Origin of the sequence: Rickettsia endosymbiont of Rhinocyllus conicus (assembly GCF_964026465.1) — a bacterium.
Taxonomy (GTDB): Bacteria; Pseudomonadota; Alphaproteobacteria; order Rickettsiales; family Rickettsiaceae; genus Rickettsia.
In genome coordinates, this window is record NZ_OZ032155.1 from 705,904 (window position 1) to 723,300 (window position 17,397).

Below are 17,397 nucleotides of genomic sequence, written 5' to 3' on the forward strand. Positions count from 1 at the left end.
TTGACAATGACAGTATTAAAGCAGATTAATAATTCTATAGAAAATAGTATATCTAATGGATTGTCACCTAATGCTTTATTGCTTACTGGTAGATATATGATAAAAGCTGAAACATTAAATAGCCTTGGTAAATATCAAGAAGCTCTTAATCAAGTAGAGCAAATATATAGTATGCAAAAAAATGTTCAAAAAGAAACTAATGAAATATTTGGCAAAATATATTCTCAAAAAGCAATAGCATTATTTGGTTTAGGTGAAAAAGATAAAGCTTTAGAATATGCAAATAAGGCATTAGAGATCTTTAAGAATAATGATAAAAATTTTATGAGTAGAAGAATGCCTGATGTATTCAACCCTGCAATAGCCATTACATGCACAATAAGAGGGGATATATTATTTGCGAGCGGTAAGCTTGAGGAAGCTTTAGATAGCTATATGGATGCACGAGGTATATATTTTAATGTTTATAGAAGAAATTATAAGAATGTAGCACAAGTAAGCGAAGTAAATCTTAAAGGAGCAAAGGTTGCGTGTAAAAACGCCAGTTTAGGATAAGGAGGTCTGAGGATAAGCAAGTAGTGTTAGAAATTTTTTAGATTTATTGAAATTAAAAGCATTTACGCAAGAAAGTATATGAACTAAGAAATTAATAGGGGAGCGATGTCTTGAATGTTCAAGGTTCATGCTGTTTTTTAGTACATTAAATACTGATTCAATTATTGATCTGCTTTTTAAGAGTATTTTATCTTCTATATCTAATAAATGATTTTTCATATCCTTGCGAATCCCAGTAAATAACCGTAGCCCACGACTAAATAATTTAGCGGACATTTCCTTAGAAATATAAGCCTTGTCTCCAAATAATTTACCCCATAATCCTTTGGTAATTGAGTCTACAGCAGATAAATCACTAGCATTACCCTTTGTTATTTTAATTGCCATAATCTGACCTTTATTATTAATTACAATATGTAATTTAAATCCCATAAACCATCCGTAACTACTCATACCTATTTTAGCAATGCCACTAAACACTTTATTATTATTTGTACGTTTTGCATGACATATCGATAATTTGGTTGAATCAACAAAATATATACCAGTCTCATCTCCTGTAAATAATTGTAACATTATAGTTAAAGGTAATACTAATCTTGGCCACAACTGGATTATCCGACTGTAACTAGGAAGACTAAAATATCCTCTATATTTACATGATAGATGATATAAATAATAATTCTTAAAATCTTTGCATGGAGATATATAAAAATATAATACTATAGTTATATAGTTCTGAAAGCCTTAAACTCCCTGATCTCCTACGCTTCCTAACGCTGGGTATTAATTTGCTTTCTTCCCATTCTTCGTAAACTTTACAATAATTATCTATTATACAAAATAGAGTTATGATACATCTTTTCATTGTTGAGTGCATATTTTTTTGATTCAAAATCTATGTAACTCAACACTCCTCTCTTGTAAATACCCTGCTTTATTATCTTTATTCCTTACACTCTTATCCTAAACTGGCGTTAAAAGAAAAGACACGCTTAACTATAAATTTTTTGCTAAACCACAAATCATAGATTTTGGAGCGGAGCATCCTGATTCAATTGAAATGCTTGAATACTGTAAAACTTATGGTATGGGTTTAATTAGTAACAAAGCTTATATAGATAAATCTAAAAAATAATAAGTTACTATATTTGTAAGGTTTAATGTGTGAGCGTTTACGGTGTTATAATTTTAAGCATCATAAATTTAAAAAAACGTGAATGTTCACAAGCCAATAATTTGCTATTTTAAAGCAGGGCAATGGTCAGGTCGTTTATAGATAATTTCCTTTCTATCACATTGAGTTTGGCCAGGTTCACAGCGGCTTGGGTCTAGATATATAATTGCTTGATAAGTAACGCCATAATGTCTGTCATATCCTTCTTCTGGGATACAATCACTTTCATTATCTATTAAAGAAAATACTCCCTCTCCTATGAAGAAAGGTTCGTGCTGAAGTACATATTCACCGTACCATTGAAATTCAAAAGGTATTAAAAAATAAGGGTTGCAAAATTATATCCTTTATTTTTAATAAAATTTTTCATTCTATTAATAGCATCGGAACTAAAAAACTGATGTGTAGTAACAAAAATATAATTCTCATCAATTTTATTGCCCCCAAAGAACTGTTTCATAAAAGTTAATGAATCGTGCCAAGTTAATTTAGTATCTATTGCTATACCTTGATTACGCTTACAGCTCATGGTAGGAAAATACATTTTATACTTCTTATCTGATTCTATTTTTTCCGAAGTTTTTTTAAAGCCCAAGTTTTAATTGTATCACCATGAAATAAAACAGATTTATTAAATTTTTTAGTAAAGTAAGTATCTGAGAATCTATAGTTATATAATTTTTTGCTATCCCTAAAGTACCAAAACATAATTTACAAACTTGTTGTGTCCAATTGCCTTGAATTGTCACATCAGGCTCGCCACATTTTTCTAACACTTCATTTTCTGTCATAAAATTAGGCATTCGTTGTATAGTACCTTTATTTTTAAGATCAACAAAAGCGTTTTTGAATAAGTCAAGTTCATCCTTACCGACTACAACATAAAATTGTGTATTTTCAGCATCGACAAAATATTTTTCAAATGATTCATATAGATGTAAGCTTCTATTTAAATCTCTAGTAAAAGATTTATTTAGTACCGCAAAATCATATTGGTATTTATATTTTTCTTGTACAATATTATTAAAATTATAGTGCTTATAATATTTTTTTGTATAAAAAGCTAGAAAAATGACTAATGCTATAAAAAATATAGCACATATAAATTTTTTTTGTTTTTCATACATTTACTTTTTAAGTTTTTCATCTAACAATTGTAATATTTTAGTACGTAATTTATCTTTTACTACCGACCAATCCTTACTTGGATCTATCAACAGGTTTTTATTCCAAATGTCACAATATAATGAATCATCATTATCTACTTTTTTAATATAATCAACTAAATCATCTTCCGTATTAAAATCGCCTGCATAAATTATAGCATCCTTATTTATATCTTGTAATACCGCAGTTTTATCACCATAATATATTGGTATAGCACCGGCGAAATATGCTTGAAATAGCTTTTCAGTCATATACCCATTATGTGTTTGATTTTCATAAGCAATAACAAATTTACAATTAGATAACCACTCCATAGTTTCGCTAATTTCTAGATTTCTACCAATATTATTTAAATGTCTTCCACCACTAAGAACTTTTTTATTATAAGAAGAAGATAATTTATGAAATAAATGATCCCTTGCCTTAACTCCATCTAAAGGGTTATTAGTACGTGTATCATTTGTATATCCATTACTAACGAGAAAACAAGCAAAGTTCTTTTTATTAGGATTACAAGTTCCATTAGTTAGTCTCGTGTTGCTGTTTGCTACTAATTTATCAGCCCAAAGTCCACTTAAATAATAATATGGTAATCTAAAATACCTTGGATCATCTATATAATCAAATCCGAGAGTTAAATCATAATCTTTTAAATCTGGTAAAATTGCTTCTGCCGTATAATACATTTTTATAGCTTTTTCATTAGGCTTCATCGGAGCATTGCCATATACACCATCAATTATTAGGTCATATTTTTCACTACTTTTTTCAGCATTAACGACTATTACTTCATATTTTTCATTTAATATATCATAAATAGGGGATATAATTCCTGATCCTGGGTAAGCTATTAAGTAATTTTACTTTTAATATGGGTTTATTAACAGTAGCGTTTTTTGCTCCGAAAGACTCCATACCAAATCCTATGGTCAGTAATAATATTATTGCTAACTTCTTCATTTTATATCCATTTATATTTAATTAATAAACTTTAACCAATCCTATTAAAAAACTCTTTAATTTTTTTTGTACATAATATAGCCTCTTCTTCAGTCAAATGAGGTCCTATTGGTAAACTAAGAATTTCTGAGCTAATTTTTTCAGTTAATTCAAAAGAACCAACTTTTAAATTCATATTTTGATAAGCAGGTTGTAAGTATATTGGGGTAGGGTAGTGAATTATAACTTGTACCCCCTGACTAACAAGATAATCTTTTAATTGATCTCGTTTTTTAGTCATTATAGGAAATATATGCCATACATTACCGTCATCATATTGAGGTAAAACTATATCATTAATATTTAATTCTTGTAAATAAATTTTAGCAATTCTTTGTCTTTTTTTATTCCATTCATTAAGATATCTTAATTTAATAGAAAGTATTCCTGCTTGCAAATCATCTAATCTACTGTTTTTGCCAATTATTTCATGACTATAGCGTACTTTACTTCCGTAATTACGTAGTAGTTTTAGTGTATCAGCAATTTTATCATCATTTGTTGATATACATCCACCATCACCAAAACAACCTAGATTTTTACCTGGATAAAAACTAAAACCATTGCAATCTCCGAATGATCCAGCTTTTTTTCCGCTAACTAAATCTATAGCTCCATGTGCTTGAGCAGCATCTTCTATAATTTTCAGATTATATTTTTTTGCTATAGCTAAAATTAGCTGCATATCACATACACGCCCATATAAATGAACCGGCATAATTGCACGTGTTTTACTTGTTATAGCATGCTCAATTTTTGAAGGGTCTAATAAATAAGTATCTTTGTAAACTTCAACTGGAACAGGTACTGCTCCAATTTCGGAAACAGCAAGCCATGAAGCTATAAAAGTATGGGCAGGCACTATTACCTCATCGCCAGCACCTATGCCTAGTGCCTTAAGGCTTAAAACTAATGCATCAAGACCGTTTGCTACGCCAATTACATGCTTTACTCCTAAGTAACTTGCAAATTCTTGTTCGAATTTTTCTAAACGATTTCCCAAAAGATATGAAGCATCGTTATTTACATCTTGCCATAATTTATCTGCTTCTTGTTTAATTTCAGTGTAAGCACTTTTTAAGTCTAAAAATTTGATTTCCATAATTTAAATTCTTCGTATGATCTAATATAATCGCTTTCTTGGTAGTTTTCTGAAGCACAGATAATTACTTGAGGATTATTTTTTATATTTGTTATTTCCCGCCATAAAGGTTTTAGAATGTATAAACCTTTATTCGGTGCATCAAGAGTAATGGTTGTTTTATACTCTCCATCATCTAAAACGAAATCTACCGAGCCATGAGTACAAAAAATAAATTGTTTTAAATTTTTATGTGCATGCCCGCCGCGATCTTTTTTTAAATTATAAAGCCAGTAAACACGATGTATAGGAAAATCTAAAATTTGTCCTAGCTCAACAAAGGATAAGCTCCCTCTATCGTCATCAAAACGTGGAATTTCAATTAATTTATAACTGTGATTCATAATAATTAATATACCATTCTACAGTTAATCTTAATGAATCCATAAAAGAAAATTTAGAAGACCAATTTAATTCTGAGCATAGTTTTGTATTATTGATAGCATACCTGAAATCGTGACTCGCTCTATCTGTTACGTATGTTATTTGTTTTGCATAAGGTGTAGAATTAGGGTTAGGTCTTAATTCATCCAAAATATTACAAATTTTATTAGCAAGTTCTAAATTAGTTTGTTCGTTACGTGTACCTATATTGTAGTTTTCACCTACCACGCCTTTATGGAAAATAAGGTCTAAAGCAGAGCAATGATCCTCTACATACAACCAATCTCTAATATTTTTTCCATTACCATAAATTGGGATTGGCTCACTATTTAAGGCTTTTCTAATAATAGTAGGAATTAATTTTTCATTATGTTGCCTTGGTCCATAATTGTTTGAACAATTGCTAATTATTGTCGGTAAATTATATGAGTGAAAGTAACTTCTAACTAAAAAGTCACTAGAAGCTTTAGAAGCACTATAAGGGGAATTTGGAGCATAAGGAGAATTTTCAGAGAAATAACCTGTATCACCTAAGCTACCATATACTTCATCAGTAGAAATATGTAAAAATCTGGAGTTTATATTATCTTGTGATGACCAGTGATTTCTTGCAGATTCTAGTAAGTTGAAAGTACCTTGTATATTAGTTTCTATAAAAATTCTTGGATTAGCTAATGAATTATCTACATGCGATTCTGCTGCTAAATGAATTACATCGGATATATTATATTCTTTAAATAAATTTTCTATTAAGTCGATTTGGCAAATATTGCCATGAATAAATTTATAATTTTGTTTATTGCTAATATGATCAAGGCGTTTGATATCAGCAGCATAAGTTAAGGCGTCTAAGTTAATAATATAGTAATTATTATATTTATTTAAAAAATATTCTACTAAATGGCTACCAATAAATCCGGCACCTCCTGTAATTAAAATAACTTTATCCATTTTTATTTTCTCTGCATTTTTAAAGATTTTATTTTTGTGTATTTAAAATAGAAAAGCTAGGGTGAGAATAAATATTTTTTAAATATTTACAATAATCGGAATTAGGGCTAAGTTCAGCTAGTTTTAGCAACATTTCTGCATCTATATATTTACAATTATATGCTACCTCTTCTAAACAGGCAATTTTTAATCCTTGTCTTTTTTCGATAGTAGCAATAAAATTCGATGCCTCGAGTAAACTATCATATGTACCTGTATCTAACCAAGCTACGCCACGTCCAAATACTTCTATATTTAAGTTATTTTCCTCTAAATAAGCTTGAAGAACTGATGTAATTTCTAATTCCCCACGCTTTGAAGGTTTAACTGCTTTTGCTTTTTTAATTACTGAATTATCAAAAAAGTATAAACCGGTTATAGCATAATTTGATTTAGGGTTTTGAGGTTTTTCTTCAATACTTGATACTTTACAGCTAGGAAAAGAAATCTCAGCAATCCCATATCTTTCTGGATCTTTAACATAATAACCAAAAATTTTCGCTCCTTCTTGTAAAGATCTAGCATTTTGTAATATTGATACTAGTCCTTGACCATAAAAAATGTTATCCCCAAGAATTAAGCAAACATTAGAATCTCCTATAAAATCTTCACCTATTATAAAAGCATCCGCAAGACCTGTAGGAGTATCTTGTATAGCATACTGAATATTAATGCCTAAATGACTACCATCATTTAATAGATCTTGATATAAAGAAAGAAATACACTGTTAGTAATAATTAGGATTTCCTTGATTCCAGAAAGCATTAATACTGAAATAGGATAATAAATCATCGGTTTATCATAAACCGTTAAGAGCTGCTTTGATAAAGATTTTGTAGCAGGGTAAAGCCTAGTAGCAGAACCGCCTGCTAAAATTATACCTTTCATAAACTATTTAATAAGTTGTTGTGGATAAAATTATTAGTATCTTATACATTAAATATGTACTAACTACAAGCCTTAGTTTTGTAGAGAATTTACATATTTGCTTAATAAATCTATATCAATACTATAATCTGAATGCATAGGTGATATGATTTGAGTATTGGTATGAGCTCCTATCAAAAATTTTAAATCCATTTCTAGGCTCATAGCTAAAGAATGAAATACTCGGAAATTCGCTTCTTGTACGTTACTACTTAAAATTAATATTTTACAATCTTTAGGAGCGAAAATTAAATTAACCATACCCGCACCCGTAGGACCGATAATAACTTGTGCCATTGAGAATAATTCAATTTGTGCCTGGGCTGATAAAAAATCTGGGTAAACAATTTCAAATCCTTGAGTAATCAAGAAATTTTCAATTTCTTCACTATTGAGTAATTTTCTATATGTAGCTCTTTTTCTTGATATATAAAGTTTACGAAATGCCTTTTTAGGGTTATTAAATTGTTTAGATATTACCTTTTTTACAAACTGTATTGCTTTGGGAGCAACCACTACTGCATTTGAATAATCAGGTGCATTAACATTATCTTTAATTAAGGATAATGGGGAGGGATAATATAACTTTTTTACTAAATATCCGTTTTTTTTTTCAAGCTTTATTAAATCTCTATTATCCAAATTGAACATTTTTAGGAGTTCTAATGATTGAGGATAATGATCTTCGTCAATTAATAATGGTATTTTTTTGTCTAATCCTTGAATTAAACTAAGCCTTGGTAAACATTCTACAATCCAATGATAGTAGTTTTTGGAATGATCTTTAACAAGATGAATACCGCTATCAATAACTTGGGGATTTTTTATTATTTCAAATGACAAGTTTTTTTCATTAATCTTATTTACAATACCTATAGATTTAATATGGTAAACATATTTTTTAAGATAGAAGTTGCTTTCTTCGCCATAAATAATATACTGATCATTATTATCAAGACCATCATATAAAGCTGTATTATTACTTAATATTAGATCTGTACCCCCGATTACAATTGCATTATTTATTTCTGCAAGATAAGTATCTGGTAATTTTATTGTGCAATTATATTTTTCTGATACATGAAAATCATTATTTATTACTTTAGGTTTAGTTAATTTTAATGTTTTGTTAGTATCAAAAAATTTTATTTTGTGAGATAATAATTTACATCCTTCAGAGACAGAATAATAATTAAAAATGTCTTTTAAAGGGCTTTTAAAAATTACATCCTGAGTTTCTTGAGTGTTTGTATTTAAATCATGAGATTTTTGAATACTTAGACCTGCATATTTAATTTTTTTAATTTTAAGGATGGTTCTCAAAGAAGCTAAATTTTCTCTAAATATTTGTTTTTTAGGGTTTAACCAAATTGCAATTGAAATTAAACATTTTGAAGCACAAAATATAGCGTAGCGTAACAAATATAAAATTTTATTAACAGCAGATAATATTCTAGGTTCAATTTTAACAGTTAAGGAAGCACTTTTTATGCCTAACCCATTTAAAATATTAGCTAGCTTATATTTTGTTGTGTCTAAATTGGCTAGAATCTTTTTTAAGATAATCATAAATTACAAGATTTAAAGTAATAATTTGTATATATCAAATAACTTAGAGAGTTAAAAGTAAAGCAAGGAACTAAAATATGAATTCCTTGAAGTTTTGTAGAACTAATTCTTTAAATTAATAATGAGTATACAGTCAAAATGAATTTGAGATTAGGCAAGAGGAGTAATACCTATAACTAATTAGCTTAGCAACAAAATTACATGTTCAAAATATATATCAACTAATTAGTTCCTAATAAAGCGTTTATTATATTATTTTCTTGCATAATTGTAAATATCAAAATATTTTTATTTGAAATTAAAATAATTATTTTTTCAAATCCCTATGCCCCAAATAAGCTTTATAAAACCCAAACAAATTATTGGCAATCACCTAATATTACGTGATGTAGAGGTAGAAGATAGTTCGTTTATTTTAAACCTAAGAACTGATACTACTAAATCTAAATATCTCTCTTCAACCTCTAACGATTTATTACAACAAATTGAATGGATTAAAAAATATAAGCAAGATAATTCCCAATTATATTTTTTAATCCAAGATCAAAATTTAGAGCAAGTTGGAACAGTACGACTTTATGATGCTCAAGAAGATTCATTTTGTTGGGGATCATGGATTTTAAAGGCTAATACATCAAGTGGCTACTCTATTGAGTCAGCTTTAATCATATATAGTTATGCACTTAGCCTAGGTTTTACTAAGGCTCACTTTGATGTAAGAAAAGAAAATGAATCTGTTTGGAGATTTCATGAAAGATTTGGAGCTATTAAAGTAGATGAAACAGACAAAGATTATTTTTTTACAATATCCTTTGAAGCAATAAAAAATTCTTTAGAAAGATATTCTAAATATTTACCAAAAAATATAAATATTATTTTATAAGCAGGGAATCTTTTGAAAAAATATTTGATGATATTTTTGCTTTTTCAACAGCTAAACTATGAGGAATAAAGGGTTTTTTAGGTTGGCGGATAGGGTGGGATTCGAACCCACGGTACGGTTGCCCGTACGCCAGTTTTCAAGACTAGTGCCTTAAACCGCTCGGCCACCTATCCAAGAAGATTCATAGCAAAAAATATAGCATAATTCAAGAAAAATCGTAAAAAATCTTTACTATGCTCGTTTAATTTAAAAAAATTGATGGCAAGGTCTTATTAAATCAGCATTGTTGTGTGGAGCGGTTTTTTCGTCATTGCGAGGAGATGCTAGCATCGACGCGGCAATCTCATAAAACAGTATAAAATTCCTGAGATTGCTTCGTCAATTACTCCGTAATTTCCTCGCAATGACGATTTGGTATCTCTCAAAATCTACTTCATATCACGAAGCCAAATTGTTCTTTTAACTCATTTACAGTTTCAGACGCTCTAATTCTTGCTTTCTCTGCACCTTGGTGAAGTATTTTGAGTAAATATTCCTGATCATTAATTAACTCTAAATATTTATCACGCATCGGTTGCAGATTTGTAATAATAATTTCTGCTAAATCTTCTTTAAATTTTGCAAAGCCTTGATTCTCATAATTCTGAATTATATTCTCAAGTTTTTCTTCTGATAAGCTTGTATAGATGTCTAATAAATTACTAATCTCTGGTCTTGCTTCTTTATCATAACTAACAAAACTTAAATGATCTGTTTTGGCTTTTTTAATTTTTTGATGAATAAGATCATTATCATCTTTTAAATTAATACGAGAAAAATCTGAAGAATCGGATTTGCTCATTTTTTTACTGCCATCTCTAAGACTCATAATTCTTGTTCCTGAGCCACCAATTAAAACATCAGGTACTTTTAAAATTTCCTTATTAAACTTCCTATTAATTACGCCGGCGATATCTCTAGTTAGTTCCAAATGCTGCTTTTGGTCCTCACCAACAGGCACTATATCGGCCTTATATATCAGTATATCAGCAGCCATAAGTACCGGATAGGAAAAAAGCCCAAGGCATGCTTTTTCTTGGTCCTTTCCAGCCTTATCCTTAAACTGCGTCATGCGTTTTAACCAGCCGAGCGGTGTTACGCAATTCAGCAACCAAGCAAGTTCAGCATGTTCTTTTACCATACTCTGAGCAAAAATTGTGACTTTATTAGGGTCAAGGCCTGCTGCTAAATAAATCGCAAGTGTCTCTATAACCGATCTTTTAAGTTCACTAGGTGCTATATCAACAGTAATAGAATGCAGATCAGCCAAAAAGAAAAAACAATTATATTCTTCCTGCATTTTAACCCAGTTTCGAATCGAGCCTAAATAGTTACCAAGATGCAAAGAACCAGTAGCTTGCACACCTGAAAGAACAGTTTTTTTCATTTTATACCTTTATTATTGTATTCATTAACAAATATATGTATATATACCAAATTAATATTTAATTTTTACTATATGCTTTGGCGTTTAAGAATTTTATCATTTTACGGATTATTATCGTTATTTACTTTTATCTTTTTTCTTATATGTTACATACCCGTAACGTTTTTCAATGTCAACTATCAAATAAGATATAGGATCGCTGTTATCTTTTCTTATGCTTTTGTGTGGCTTGCAAAAATTTGTTGTGGTTTGAAATATGAGGTAGAGGGGCTTGAGAAATTACCTAAAACCATTTCAATAGTTGTATCTAACCATCAATCCTTTTGGGATCAGATGTTTATGCAGCTTATTATCCCTAAACATTCGTGGGTATTAAAACGTGAGCTATTTAATATACCGCTACTTGGTTGGGGACTTCGTATGGTTAAGCCGATTGCAGTAAATCGTGGCACTAATAGTTCAGTTGCCCAAATTTTAAGAGAGGGTGAGGAAAAAATCAAGGAAGGTTTATGGTTAATAATATTTCCTGAATCAACAAAAGTTCCGCCTGATCGAACAGTAAAATTTAAGCCAAGTGCTGTAAAGCTTGCTTCTATTACTAAAGTGCCGATAGTAATGATGGCACATAATGCCGGCTTATTTTGGCCTAGAGGCTTTTGGTTTAAACAGCCTGGAACTATAAAGGTAAAAATTATTGGAGTAATAGAAAGGGAAGAGGTAGAACAGACCGAGGTGCGGATTCTTAATGATAAGATTGAAGAGATAATTAATAGTGAAAAGCAAAAATTATTAAATTAATACTTACTCGAATAGCAAATTACTAATGTAATTTGTTATTTGTATTAAATTAGTCTTGGATTAAGAAATAATTAGTATTATCATACAATTACCAACTATTCTTATGGAGGTATTATGAATAATACAACAGCATTAAAATTAATTGCAGTGATCGATAGTAAGCAAATGATGCTTTACGATACTCAAGGAGTTAAAATTACTAATAATAAGCCTTTAAAGTTACCTTTAGATTTGGAAGAGCATCACCACCATAGAGAAAAAAGACAGAGTTTATACCAAAATAAATCTACGCCTGCTTCATTGTTTGAGCCTCATACTTCTTTAAAAGATATAGAACACAAAGAAGCAGCAAAAAGCGTTATAAAACATTTAGAAAAAGCAGTAGGTCAAGATCAGGCTAAATATAAAGAACTAATTATAGTTGCTGAACCGCAAATGCTTGGTTGTGTTCGTCATGAGCTTAAAAATGGTCTGAAAAAGATGATTACTAAGGAAATAGCGAAAGATTTAGTGCAGCATAATGCTGAGGCAGTCGAAAGGGCAGTATTCTCTTGATGAGTTGTTATTGCGAGGAAGCATTGCCTATGTGAATAAAAGAATGTTGTTATCCCGTGGTCAAGCCACGGGATGACAGAGTGATAAAGTTTCCGCTCGCAATGACGCAAAGTTTATTAACAAAAACAAATTAAATATTACAAATAATTATGTCGCGAATTTATTTTAACGGTCCTGAGGGGCGAATCGAAGGAATATATGTAAAAGCAGAAGCATATAATGCTCCTGTTGCATTGGTTCTTCATCCCCATCCTTTGCATGGCGGTGATATGAATAATACAGTAGTGTATAACGCCTATAAAGTTTTATCTGAGCATGGCTATACAGTTCTACGTATTAACTTCAGAGGAGTAGGGCATTCAGAGGGTAACTTTAATAATGGGGTGGGTGAGGTTATAGATGCCGGAACAGCACTTGATTGGTTACAGCAGAATAATCCAAACGCTCAGTCTAATTTAGTATTAGGGTTTTCATTCGGTGCATGGATAGCTATGCAACTTGTGATGAGACGCCCTGAAATAAATAACTTTATTGCTATTTCGCCTCCGGTAAATAAATATGATTTTTCATTCCTTTCGCCTTGCCCTATTCCAGGATTTGTACTACAAGGTGATAGTGATAGTATAGTTTCAGCTGAAGCAGTAAAAGATTTAGCAAGTAAGTTATCTAAACAACAAGCTCATATTAAGTTTGGATGTAAAATTATTAGCGGTGCTGACCATTTCTTCCGTTATAAAATGGAAGAATTCTCTAAAGCAATAGGGGATTATTTAAAAACATTAGATCATGGTTATCCGCAAAGTAGCAATAATGTAAACGAAGAATCGAAGAGCCAGAAGAAGTTGTTTTTGTATTAAATGGATGTCATTGCGAGCCACTGAAAGTGGCGTGGCAATCTCATGAAGTAAAACTCCTAAGATTGCTTCGTTGGTTATTACATAACTTTCTCGCAATGACAGAAAAACCAAGCCATGCGACAGCAAGAGAACCCAATCAAGACATTAAACATTTATTATCATCCAAAGTTTGTTACAGTTACTGAATCCTGCTCTTCCTCCAATATCTCAAAAGATGATAACGTTAAATCAGGATATTCAAATTTACAAAAATGCCATTCTTCTTTGAACTGCTTATTACAATCCCTAACGATTTTTTTTTAATATCTTCCCCTATACATCTAAAATTAGAATAGTAAAATAAGGTATTAGAAGTAATAATAATAGCTAGATCTTCTAACTGTTTATCAAAATATTTAGTATTAGTGATAAGTTGCAAAGGGATATCATTACATATTTCATATTCAAGTTTTCGACCCAGCAAGATAATGTAATCACTAAAGACTAAATCCGGCAAAATACCATAAATAGTACCTTTAGAATAAAGTTGTGCAAGCGGCAAAATAGCTTTTTCTTCGCCAAGCAGCATAGCACAGGTTAGATTTTCAACTGCCGACTCAAATAATAAATTTATCGTTTTTTCAGCATAAGAATCCCAAATTGTCTCAAAAATAGATAATATCTCAACTTGTCGCAGACCTTTTTCAAGTAACTGATTTTTAGGCATTAAATAAAAAATTTCTTTATTATTTATTTCTACGATTTTCAAAATATATCCTATTTATTACATTATTAAACAAGTACATCCTTGTTTTCCTAATACTGGAGTTCCATCATCATCATTTTCGATATTTATTGTGTTTCGTGGTTCTTGTGTATTAACAAGTTGTTCATGATAATAATTATTGCCTCTTAATACTAAAGTTTTTTCTTCAACCTTTTTAGTAGTAGCAGAGTTATAATTTACTTTGCTTTGTGTTTTTGGTATATTAGTAGGTTTGTTGCTTGTTAATACTGAATTTGTTTCTTCATCTTTTTCAACTTTAATATTATAATCTATTGTACTTTTTGTTTTTTTATATTAGTAGTTTTTTTATTTTTGAAATCTTTTATATCGCTTTGAGTAGTTCGCCTTACTGTATTAGATGGTTGGTGTGTGGTACTAGGTAAAGGAGCTGAAATTGTGGGAATAATAGTTGATTCTGAACTATTAAATATGTCTTTTAAATCAGTATTGTTTAAATGTATATTAATGTCACATTCTGCATTGTGCTTCGTTGTATCATTAATACCTGCTCGGTATACATACTTGTTATTGGAAATAGAATTAGCACAAACTGTAACTAATTTTTGTAAGTAATCTGTTAAAATATCTTCTCCTTTATAATCGCTATTAGAGCATTTTTTAGATTCAAAATGCTTTTCTATCGCAAGTATAAAGTCTCCATAAATAATATTTTTTTCAACCAACCAGCCATTATAATAAAATTGAGCTAAGTACCAAGCGGCATTTTCTTGACCACAAACTAAAGCTTCTTTTAATTTTACATATATTTTGGATATAATATATTTATTATCTTGTGTTATTTTTAATGTACAATCTTTTGATTGAGTAAGAGGTAATTTTATATTTTCAGAATAATATTTTAATGCTTCTTGTAATATGTCTAAAGAAGTAGGAAAAAATTTTGGTTCAAATATATTTTTTAATTCAGAATTTTCTAAATGTCATTGTCAAATAAAAAGGGAGCACTAAATTACGTAAAAAAGGGACCACTTTATTTAAAATTTTTTATGTCATATTACCTCCAGATTTATAGTTATTAATACGATAACTTTTACCTGTGATGTTTAGTATATGTGCATGATGTACTACTCGATCAATAATTGCATGAGTTAATAACTCATCAGCAAATATTTCATTCCATCTTTCAAAATCCTTGTTTGTGGTGATAATGGTAGATTTATTTTCATATCGTTTAGCAATAATATTAAAAAAATCATCTACTGAATGTTTTGGTAATTGCTTAAAACCTAACTCATCAAGAATTAATAAGTCAAATGATAAGAGTAATTTAACTTTTTTGTGATAGCTATTATCTGCTCTTGCAATATGTAAATTATAAAGCATATCCGATACCGTAGTAAAATATACAGAGTATTCTCGTGTTAAAGCTTTTAATGCTAATCCAATAGCAAGATGAGTTTTGCCAGTTCCAGAATTACCTATGAATATGACATTGCCCTTAGTATTAATATAATCACAAGTAGATAAATCACTTATTACTTTGGTATCAATACTTGGTTGGAACTGAAAATCAAAGTCTTCTAAATTTTTAGTTACCGGTAATTTAGCAGCATTTTTACGACGACGGTAATTATTATCCTTACGGTGAGATTTTTCATCTTCACATAATAGTGAGAGAAATTCTTTAAATCCTAGTTTATTATTTTGAGCATAAATAATCCTTTCATTTAAGCTATTGACTATACCTGATAATCTAAAACTACGTAGGTCATTAAGCAAGTTCTGCATTCTGACCTCCAAACTCTGGCAATGGTAAGTTTACTGCATTACTATTTAAGATATTCTTAATTTTAGAGTAAGAACTTATACCGTAATGTAATGCTCTATGACAGGCTTTATCTATTAACTCATCATTGTAAACCTTACGTAAAGAAATAATACCTCTGGCACAACGTTGCCAATCATTTACTCGTGTTTGTTGTAATAACTCTAATAATAAACTGCAATTATTGCCTATCTGCTGCATTTGTTGTTGATAATGTTCGCTATATTCTATAAAACCTGGGCATAGACGTTTATATTTGGCATAATGAGACGGATTAGTGGTAAATATTCCTTTGCCATCTACTCTAACGTGCCTTGCTATTAAATCATTTTGTATAGAAAATATTTGAACAAGGTTTGGTGATAATTGTACCAATACTTCACTGTATATATATTTTGCTGGTACGGAATAATAATTATTATCTATGGTGATATGACAATCTTTTGCTACTTTTCGATTATGCCACGATGACAAATCAAACGTTTCTAATGGTAAGGGCATTAAATTATTACTTTCTTCTTGCTCAAATAGTTCCTGAGGAATTTTTTTAGTAGTACCATGTATTCGGTTATTTGCTTTATTTAACCAGTTTGCAAGATCGTGTATTAATTCTTCATATCTATGAAATTTACGTCCAGCAAAAAAATTATTTTTGACATACTTTATGCCTGATTCTACTTTGCCTTTTTCTTGAGGTTGATATATACGACAAGGAGAAAGTAAAATCCCATAATGATCAGCTAAACGTTTGTATTCCTTCTGATATACAGGCTCATAGAAATTGCTATCTACCACCCCAGCTTTAAGATTATCAAGTTTTATTACTTTTGGACTACCAGCAAAATAATTAAATGCATTGATATGACATTGTATCCATGTTTTACAACTTTGATCAAACACTACTTCATAATAATCAAGGCGACTATAGCTTAAACGCATATTAAACACATATGCTTTAACTCTACGCCCTTGGGCATTATACTGTAAGCCTATGTCACCAAAATCTACTTGTGCTTCCTCTCCTGCTAAAGTATGAAAACGAATGCAACTGTTATTCTGAATCTTATATTTTTTGATATAACGGGTTAGCGAACCATAACTTTTTGTATAACCTTGAATTTTTAACTCTTCAAAAATTCTTATGTAACTTAGATTCTTTTCTAATAACTCAATTATTTGTTCGTGCCAAGAATCCAGTGCTGAAGATCGTTCATAGGGTGCAGGATATTCTGTACCAGACTCTACGTAACGATTTATTATTTTTCTTACTGTTTTACGGTCTATCCTTGTTAGTTTGGCAATATTTCTTTGACTGTTGCCTTGCTTATAAAGGGTGATAATTGTTGTGTACATATTTATTCTTATCATTGTATCACTAGATATTTATTTTAATTAATTATCTAGTGAATATTGCAC

General features: G+C 30.0%; 19 protein-coding genes and 1 tRNA gene. 5 read left to right on the plus strand and 15 right to left on the minus strand.

Features of this window, described 5'->3' with window-relative positions; translation table 11 throughout:
* The first annotated feature begins 6 nt into the window (after positions 1–6).
* On the plus strand, positions 7–555 hold the full coding sequence (locus AAGD54_RS03745; RefSeq protein ID WP_341795041.1) for a tetratricopeptide repeat protein: 549 nt from the start codon (positions 7–9) through the stop codon (positions 553–555).
* On the opposite strand, the gene AAGD54_RS03750 is transcribed toward AAGD54_RS03745, so the two are convergent.
* The 9 genes from AAGD54_RS03750 to AAGD54_RS03790 form a co-directional block, all read right to left on the minus strand.
* Positions 547–1,287 (minus strand): IS982 family transposase, encoded by a 741-nt coding sequence (locus AAGD54_RS03750; protein ID WP_341795150.1) that lies wholly within the window; start codon positions 1,285–1,287, stop codon positions 547–549. The genes AAGD54_RS03745 and AAGD54_RS03750 overlap by 9 nt on opposite strands.
* A 761-nt stretch (positions 1,288–2,048) precedes the next feature.
* Complete coding sequence (locus AAGD54_RS03755; protein WP_341795042.1) at positions 2,049–2,276, minus strand: hypothetical protein; 228 nt, start codon at positions 2,274–2,276, stop codon at positions 2,049–2,051.
* A gap of 40 nt (positions 2,277–2,316) precedes the next feature.
* Positions 2,317–2,859 carry a DUF6492 family protein gene (locus tag AAGD54_RS03760; protein WP_341795043.1) on the minus strand — a complete coding sequence of 181 codons (543 nt, stop codon included), beginning with the start codon at positions 2,857–2,859 and terminating at the stop codon, positions 2,317–2,319.
* On the minus strand, positions 2,860–3,750 hold the full coding sequence (locus AAGD54_RS03765) for a glycosyltransferase family 10 domain-containing protein (protein ID WP_341795174.1): 891 nt from the start codon (positions 3,748–3,750) through the stop codon (positions 2,860–2,862). It abuts the gene before it with no gap.
* 140 nt (positions 3,751–3,890) lie between these two features.
* Positions 3,891–5,000, minus strand: a complete 1,110-nt coding sequence (locus AAGD54_RS03770; RefSeq protein WP_341795044.1) for a DegT/DnrJ/EryC1/StrS family aminotransferase — start codon at positions 4,998–5,000, stop codon at positions 3,891–3,893.
* Positions 4,982–5,383 carry a sugar 3,4-ketoisomerase gene (locus tag AAGD54_RS03775; RefSeq protein ID WP_068041640.1) on the minus strand — a complete coding sequence of 134 codons (402 nt, stop codon included), beginning with the start codon at positions 5,381–5,383 and terminating at the stop codon, positions 4,982–4,984. The genes AAGD54_RS03770 and AAGD54_RS03775 overlap by 19 nt, the downstream gene beginning before the upstream one ends.
* Positions 5,367–6,374, minus strand: a complete 1,008-nt coding sequence (rfbB, locus tag AAGD54_RS03780) for a dTDP-glucose 4,6-dehydratase (protein WP_341795045.1) — start codon at positions 6,372–6,374, stop codon at positions 5,367–5,369. Before rfbB ends, AAGD54_RS03775 begins: the two co-directional genes overlap by 17 nt.
* 28 nt (positions 6,375–6,402) lie before the next feature.
* Entirely contained in the window at positions 6,403–7,302 is a 900-nt protein-coding gene (gene rfbA, locus AAGD54_RS03785; RefSeq protein ID WP_341795046.1) for a glucose-1-phosphate thymidylyltransferase RfbA, read from the minus strand.
* Positions 7,303–7,374: 72 nt separating this feature from the next.
* Complete coding sequence (locus AAGD54_RS03790; RefSeq protein WP_341795047.1) at positions 7,375–8,910, minus strand: glycosyltransferase family 61 protein; 1,536 nt, start codon at positions 8,908–8,910, stop codon at positions 7,375–7,377.
* Between the two features lie 325 nt (positions 8,911–9,235).
* On the opposite strand from AAGD54_RS03790, the gene AAGD54_RS03795 reads away from it, so the two are divergent.
* The gene (locus AAGD54_RS03795) at positions 9,236–9,793 is read left to right on the plus strand and encodes a GNAT family N-acetyltransferase (protein ID WP_341795048.1); all 558 of its coding nucleotides are present in this window, start codon (positions 9,236–9,238) and stop codon (positions 9,791–9,793) included.
* An 83-nt stretch (positions 9,794–9,876) separates the two neighbouring features.
* Here AAGD54_RS03795 and AAGD54_RS03800 read toward each other — a convergent pair.
* Positions 9,877–9,966 (minus strand) — tRNA-Ser (locus AAGD54_RS03800).
* Positions 9,967–10,226: 260 nt separating this feature from the next.
* Positions 10,227–11,219 carry a tryptophan--tRNA ligase gene (gene trpS, locus AAGD54_RS03805; RefSeq protein ID WP_341795049.1) on the minus strand — a complete coding sequence of 331 codons (993 nt, stop codon included), beginning with the start codon at positions 11,217–11,219 and terminating at the stop codon, positions 10,227–10,229.
* A 72-nt stretch (positions 11,220–11,291) separates the two neighbouring features.
* Between trpS and AAGD54_RS03810 the strand changes: the two genes are divergently transcribed.
* The 3 genes from AAGD54_RS03810 to AAGD54_RS03820 all read left to right on the plus strand — a co-directional run bounded on the left by AAGD54_RS03810 (position 11,292) and on the right by AAGD54_RS03820 (position 13,429).
* Positions 11,292–12,017 (plus strand): lysophospholipid acyltransferase family protein, encoded by a 726-nt coding sequence (locus AAGD54_RS03810; protein ID WP_341790959.1) that lies wholly within the window; start codon positions 11,292–11,294, stop codon positions 12,015–12,017.
* Between the two features lie 114 nt (positions 12,018–12,131).
* Positions 12,132–12,572 carry a host attachment protein gene (locus tag AAGD54_RS03815; RefSeq protein ID WP_341795050.1) on the plus strand — a complete coding sequence of 147 codons (441 nt, stop codon included), beginning with the start codon at positions 12,132–12,134 and terminating at the stop codon, positions 12,570–12,572.
* 149 nt (positions 12,573–12,721) lie between these two features.
* Complete coding sequence (locus AAGD54_RS03820) at positions 12,722–13,429, plus strand: alpha/beta hydrolase (RefSeq protein ID WP_341795051.1); 708 nt, start codon at positions 12,722–12,724, stop codon at positions 13,427–13,429.
* Between the two features lie 223 nt (positions 13,430–13,652).
* Here the strand turns inward: AAGD54_RS03820 and AAGD54_RS03825 are convergent, their stop codons facing one another.
* The 4 genes from AAGD54_RS03825 to istA all read right to left on the minus strand — a co-directional run bounded on the left by AAGD54_RS03825 (position 13,653) and on the right by istA (position 17,334).
* On the minus strand, positions 13,653–14,177 hold the full coding sequence (locus tag AAGD54_RS03825) for a hypothetical protein (protein ID WP_341788150.1): 525 nt from the start codon (positions 14,175–14,177) through the stop codon (positions 13,653–13,655).
* Positions 14,178–14,464: 287 nt separating this feature from the next.
* Positions 14,465–14,878: a hypothetical protein gene (locus AAGD54_RS03830; protein ID WP_341795052.1), complete on the minus strand. Its 414-nt coding sequence runs from the start codon at positions 14,876–14,878 to the stop codon at positions 14,465–14,467.
* Between the two features lie 322 nt (positions 14,879–15,200).
* A complete protein-coding gene (istB, locus tag AAGD54_RS03835; protein WP_341794290.1) occupies positions 15,201–15,944 on the minus strand; it encodes an IS21-like element helper ATPase IstB in 744 nt (247 codons plus the stop codon).
* Positions 15,928–17,334 carry an IS21 family transposase gene (gene istA / locus AAGD54_RS03840; RefSeq protein ID WP_341794291.1) on the minus strand — a complete coding sequence of 469 codons (1,407 nt, stop codon included), beginning with the start codon at positions 17,332–17,334 and terminating at the stop codon, positions 15,928–15,930. The genes istB and istA overlap by 17 nt, the downstream gene beginning before the upstream one ends.
* Positions 17,335–17,397 lie beyond the last annotated feature (63 nt).

What these genes read in the sequence shown, in the direction of transcription:
- AAGD54_RS03745 (WP_341795041.1), top strand. Translation starts at nt 7, where the DNA reads ATGACAGTATTAAAGCAGATTAATAATTCTATAGAAAATAGTATATCT.
- AAGD54_RS03755 (WP_341795042.1), bottom strand. Translation starts at nt 2,276, where the DNA reads ATGTATTTTCCTACCATGAGCTGTAAGCGTAATCAAGGTATAGCAATA.
- AAGD54_RS03760 (WP_341795043.1), bottom strand. Translation starts at nt 2,859, where the DNA reads ATGTATGAAAAACAAAAAAAATTTATATGTGCTATATTTTTTATAGCA.
- AAGD54_RS03770 (WP_341795044.1), bottom strand. Translation starts at nt 5,000, where the DNA reads ATGGAAATCAAATTTTTAGACTTAAAAAGTGCTTACACTGAAATTAAA.
- AAGD54_RS03775 (WP_068041640.1), bottom strand. Translation starts at nt 5,383, where the DNA reads ATGAATCACAGTTATAAATTAATTGAAATTCCACGTTTTGATGACGAT.
- rfbB (WP_341795045.1), bottom strand. Translation starts at nt 6,374, where the DNA reads ATGGATAAAGTTATTTTAATTACAGGAGGTGCCGGATTTATTGGTAGC.
- rfbA (WP_341795046.1), bottom strand. Translation starts at nt 7,302, where the DNA reads ATGAAAGGTATAATTTTAGCAGGCGGTTCTGCTACTAGGCTTTACCCT.
- AAGD54_RS03790 (WP_341795047.1), bottom strand. Translation starts at nt 8,910, where the DNA reads ATGATTATCTTAAAAAAGATTCTAGCCAATTTAGACACAACAAAATAT.
- AAGD54_RS03795 (WP_341795048.1), top strand. Translation starts at nt 9,236, where the DNA reads ATGCCCCAAATAAGCTTTATAAAACCCAAACAAATTATTGGCAATCAC.
- trpS (WP_341795049.1), bottom strand. Translation starts at nt 11,219, where the DNA reads ATGAAAAAAACTGTTCTTTCAGGTGTGCAAGCTACTGGTTCTTTGCAT.
- AAGD54_RS03810 (WP_341790959.1), top strand. Translation starts at nt 11,292, where the DNA reads ATGCTTTGGCGTTTAAGAATTTTATCATTTTACGGATTATTATCGTTA.
- AAGD54_RS03815 (WP_341795050.1), top strand. Translation starts at nt 12,132, where the DNA reads ATGAATAATACAACAGCATTAAAATTAATTGCAGTGATCGATAGTAAG.
- AAGD54_RS03820 (WP_341795051.1), top strand. Translation starts at nt 12,722, where the DNA reads ATGTCGCGAATTTATTTTAACGGTCCTGAGGGGCGAATCGAAGGAATA.
- istB (WP_341794290.1), bottom strand. Translation starts at nt 15,944, where the DNA reads ATGCAGAACTTGCTTAATGACCTACGTAGTTTTAGATTATCAGGTATA.
- istA (WP_341794291.1), bottom strand. Translation starts at nt 17,334, where the DNA reads ATGTACACAACAATTATCACCCTTTATAAGCAAGGCAACAGTCAAAGA.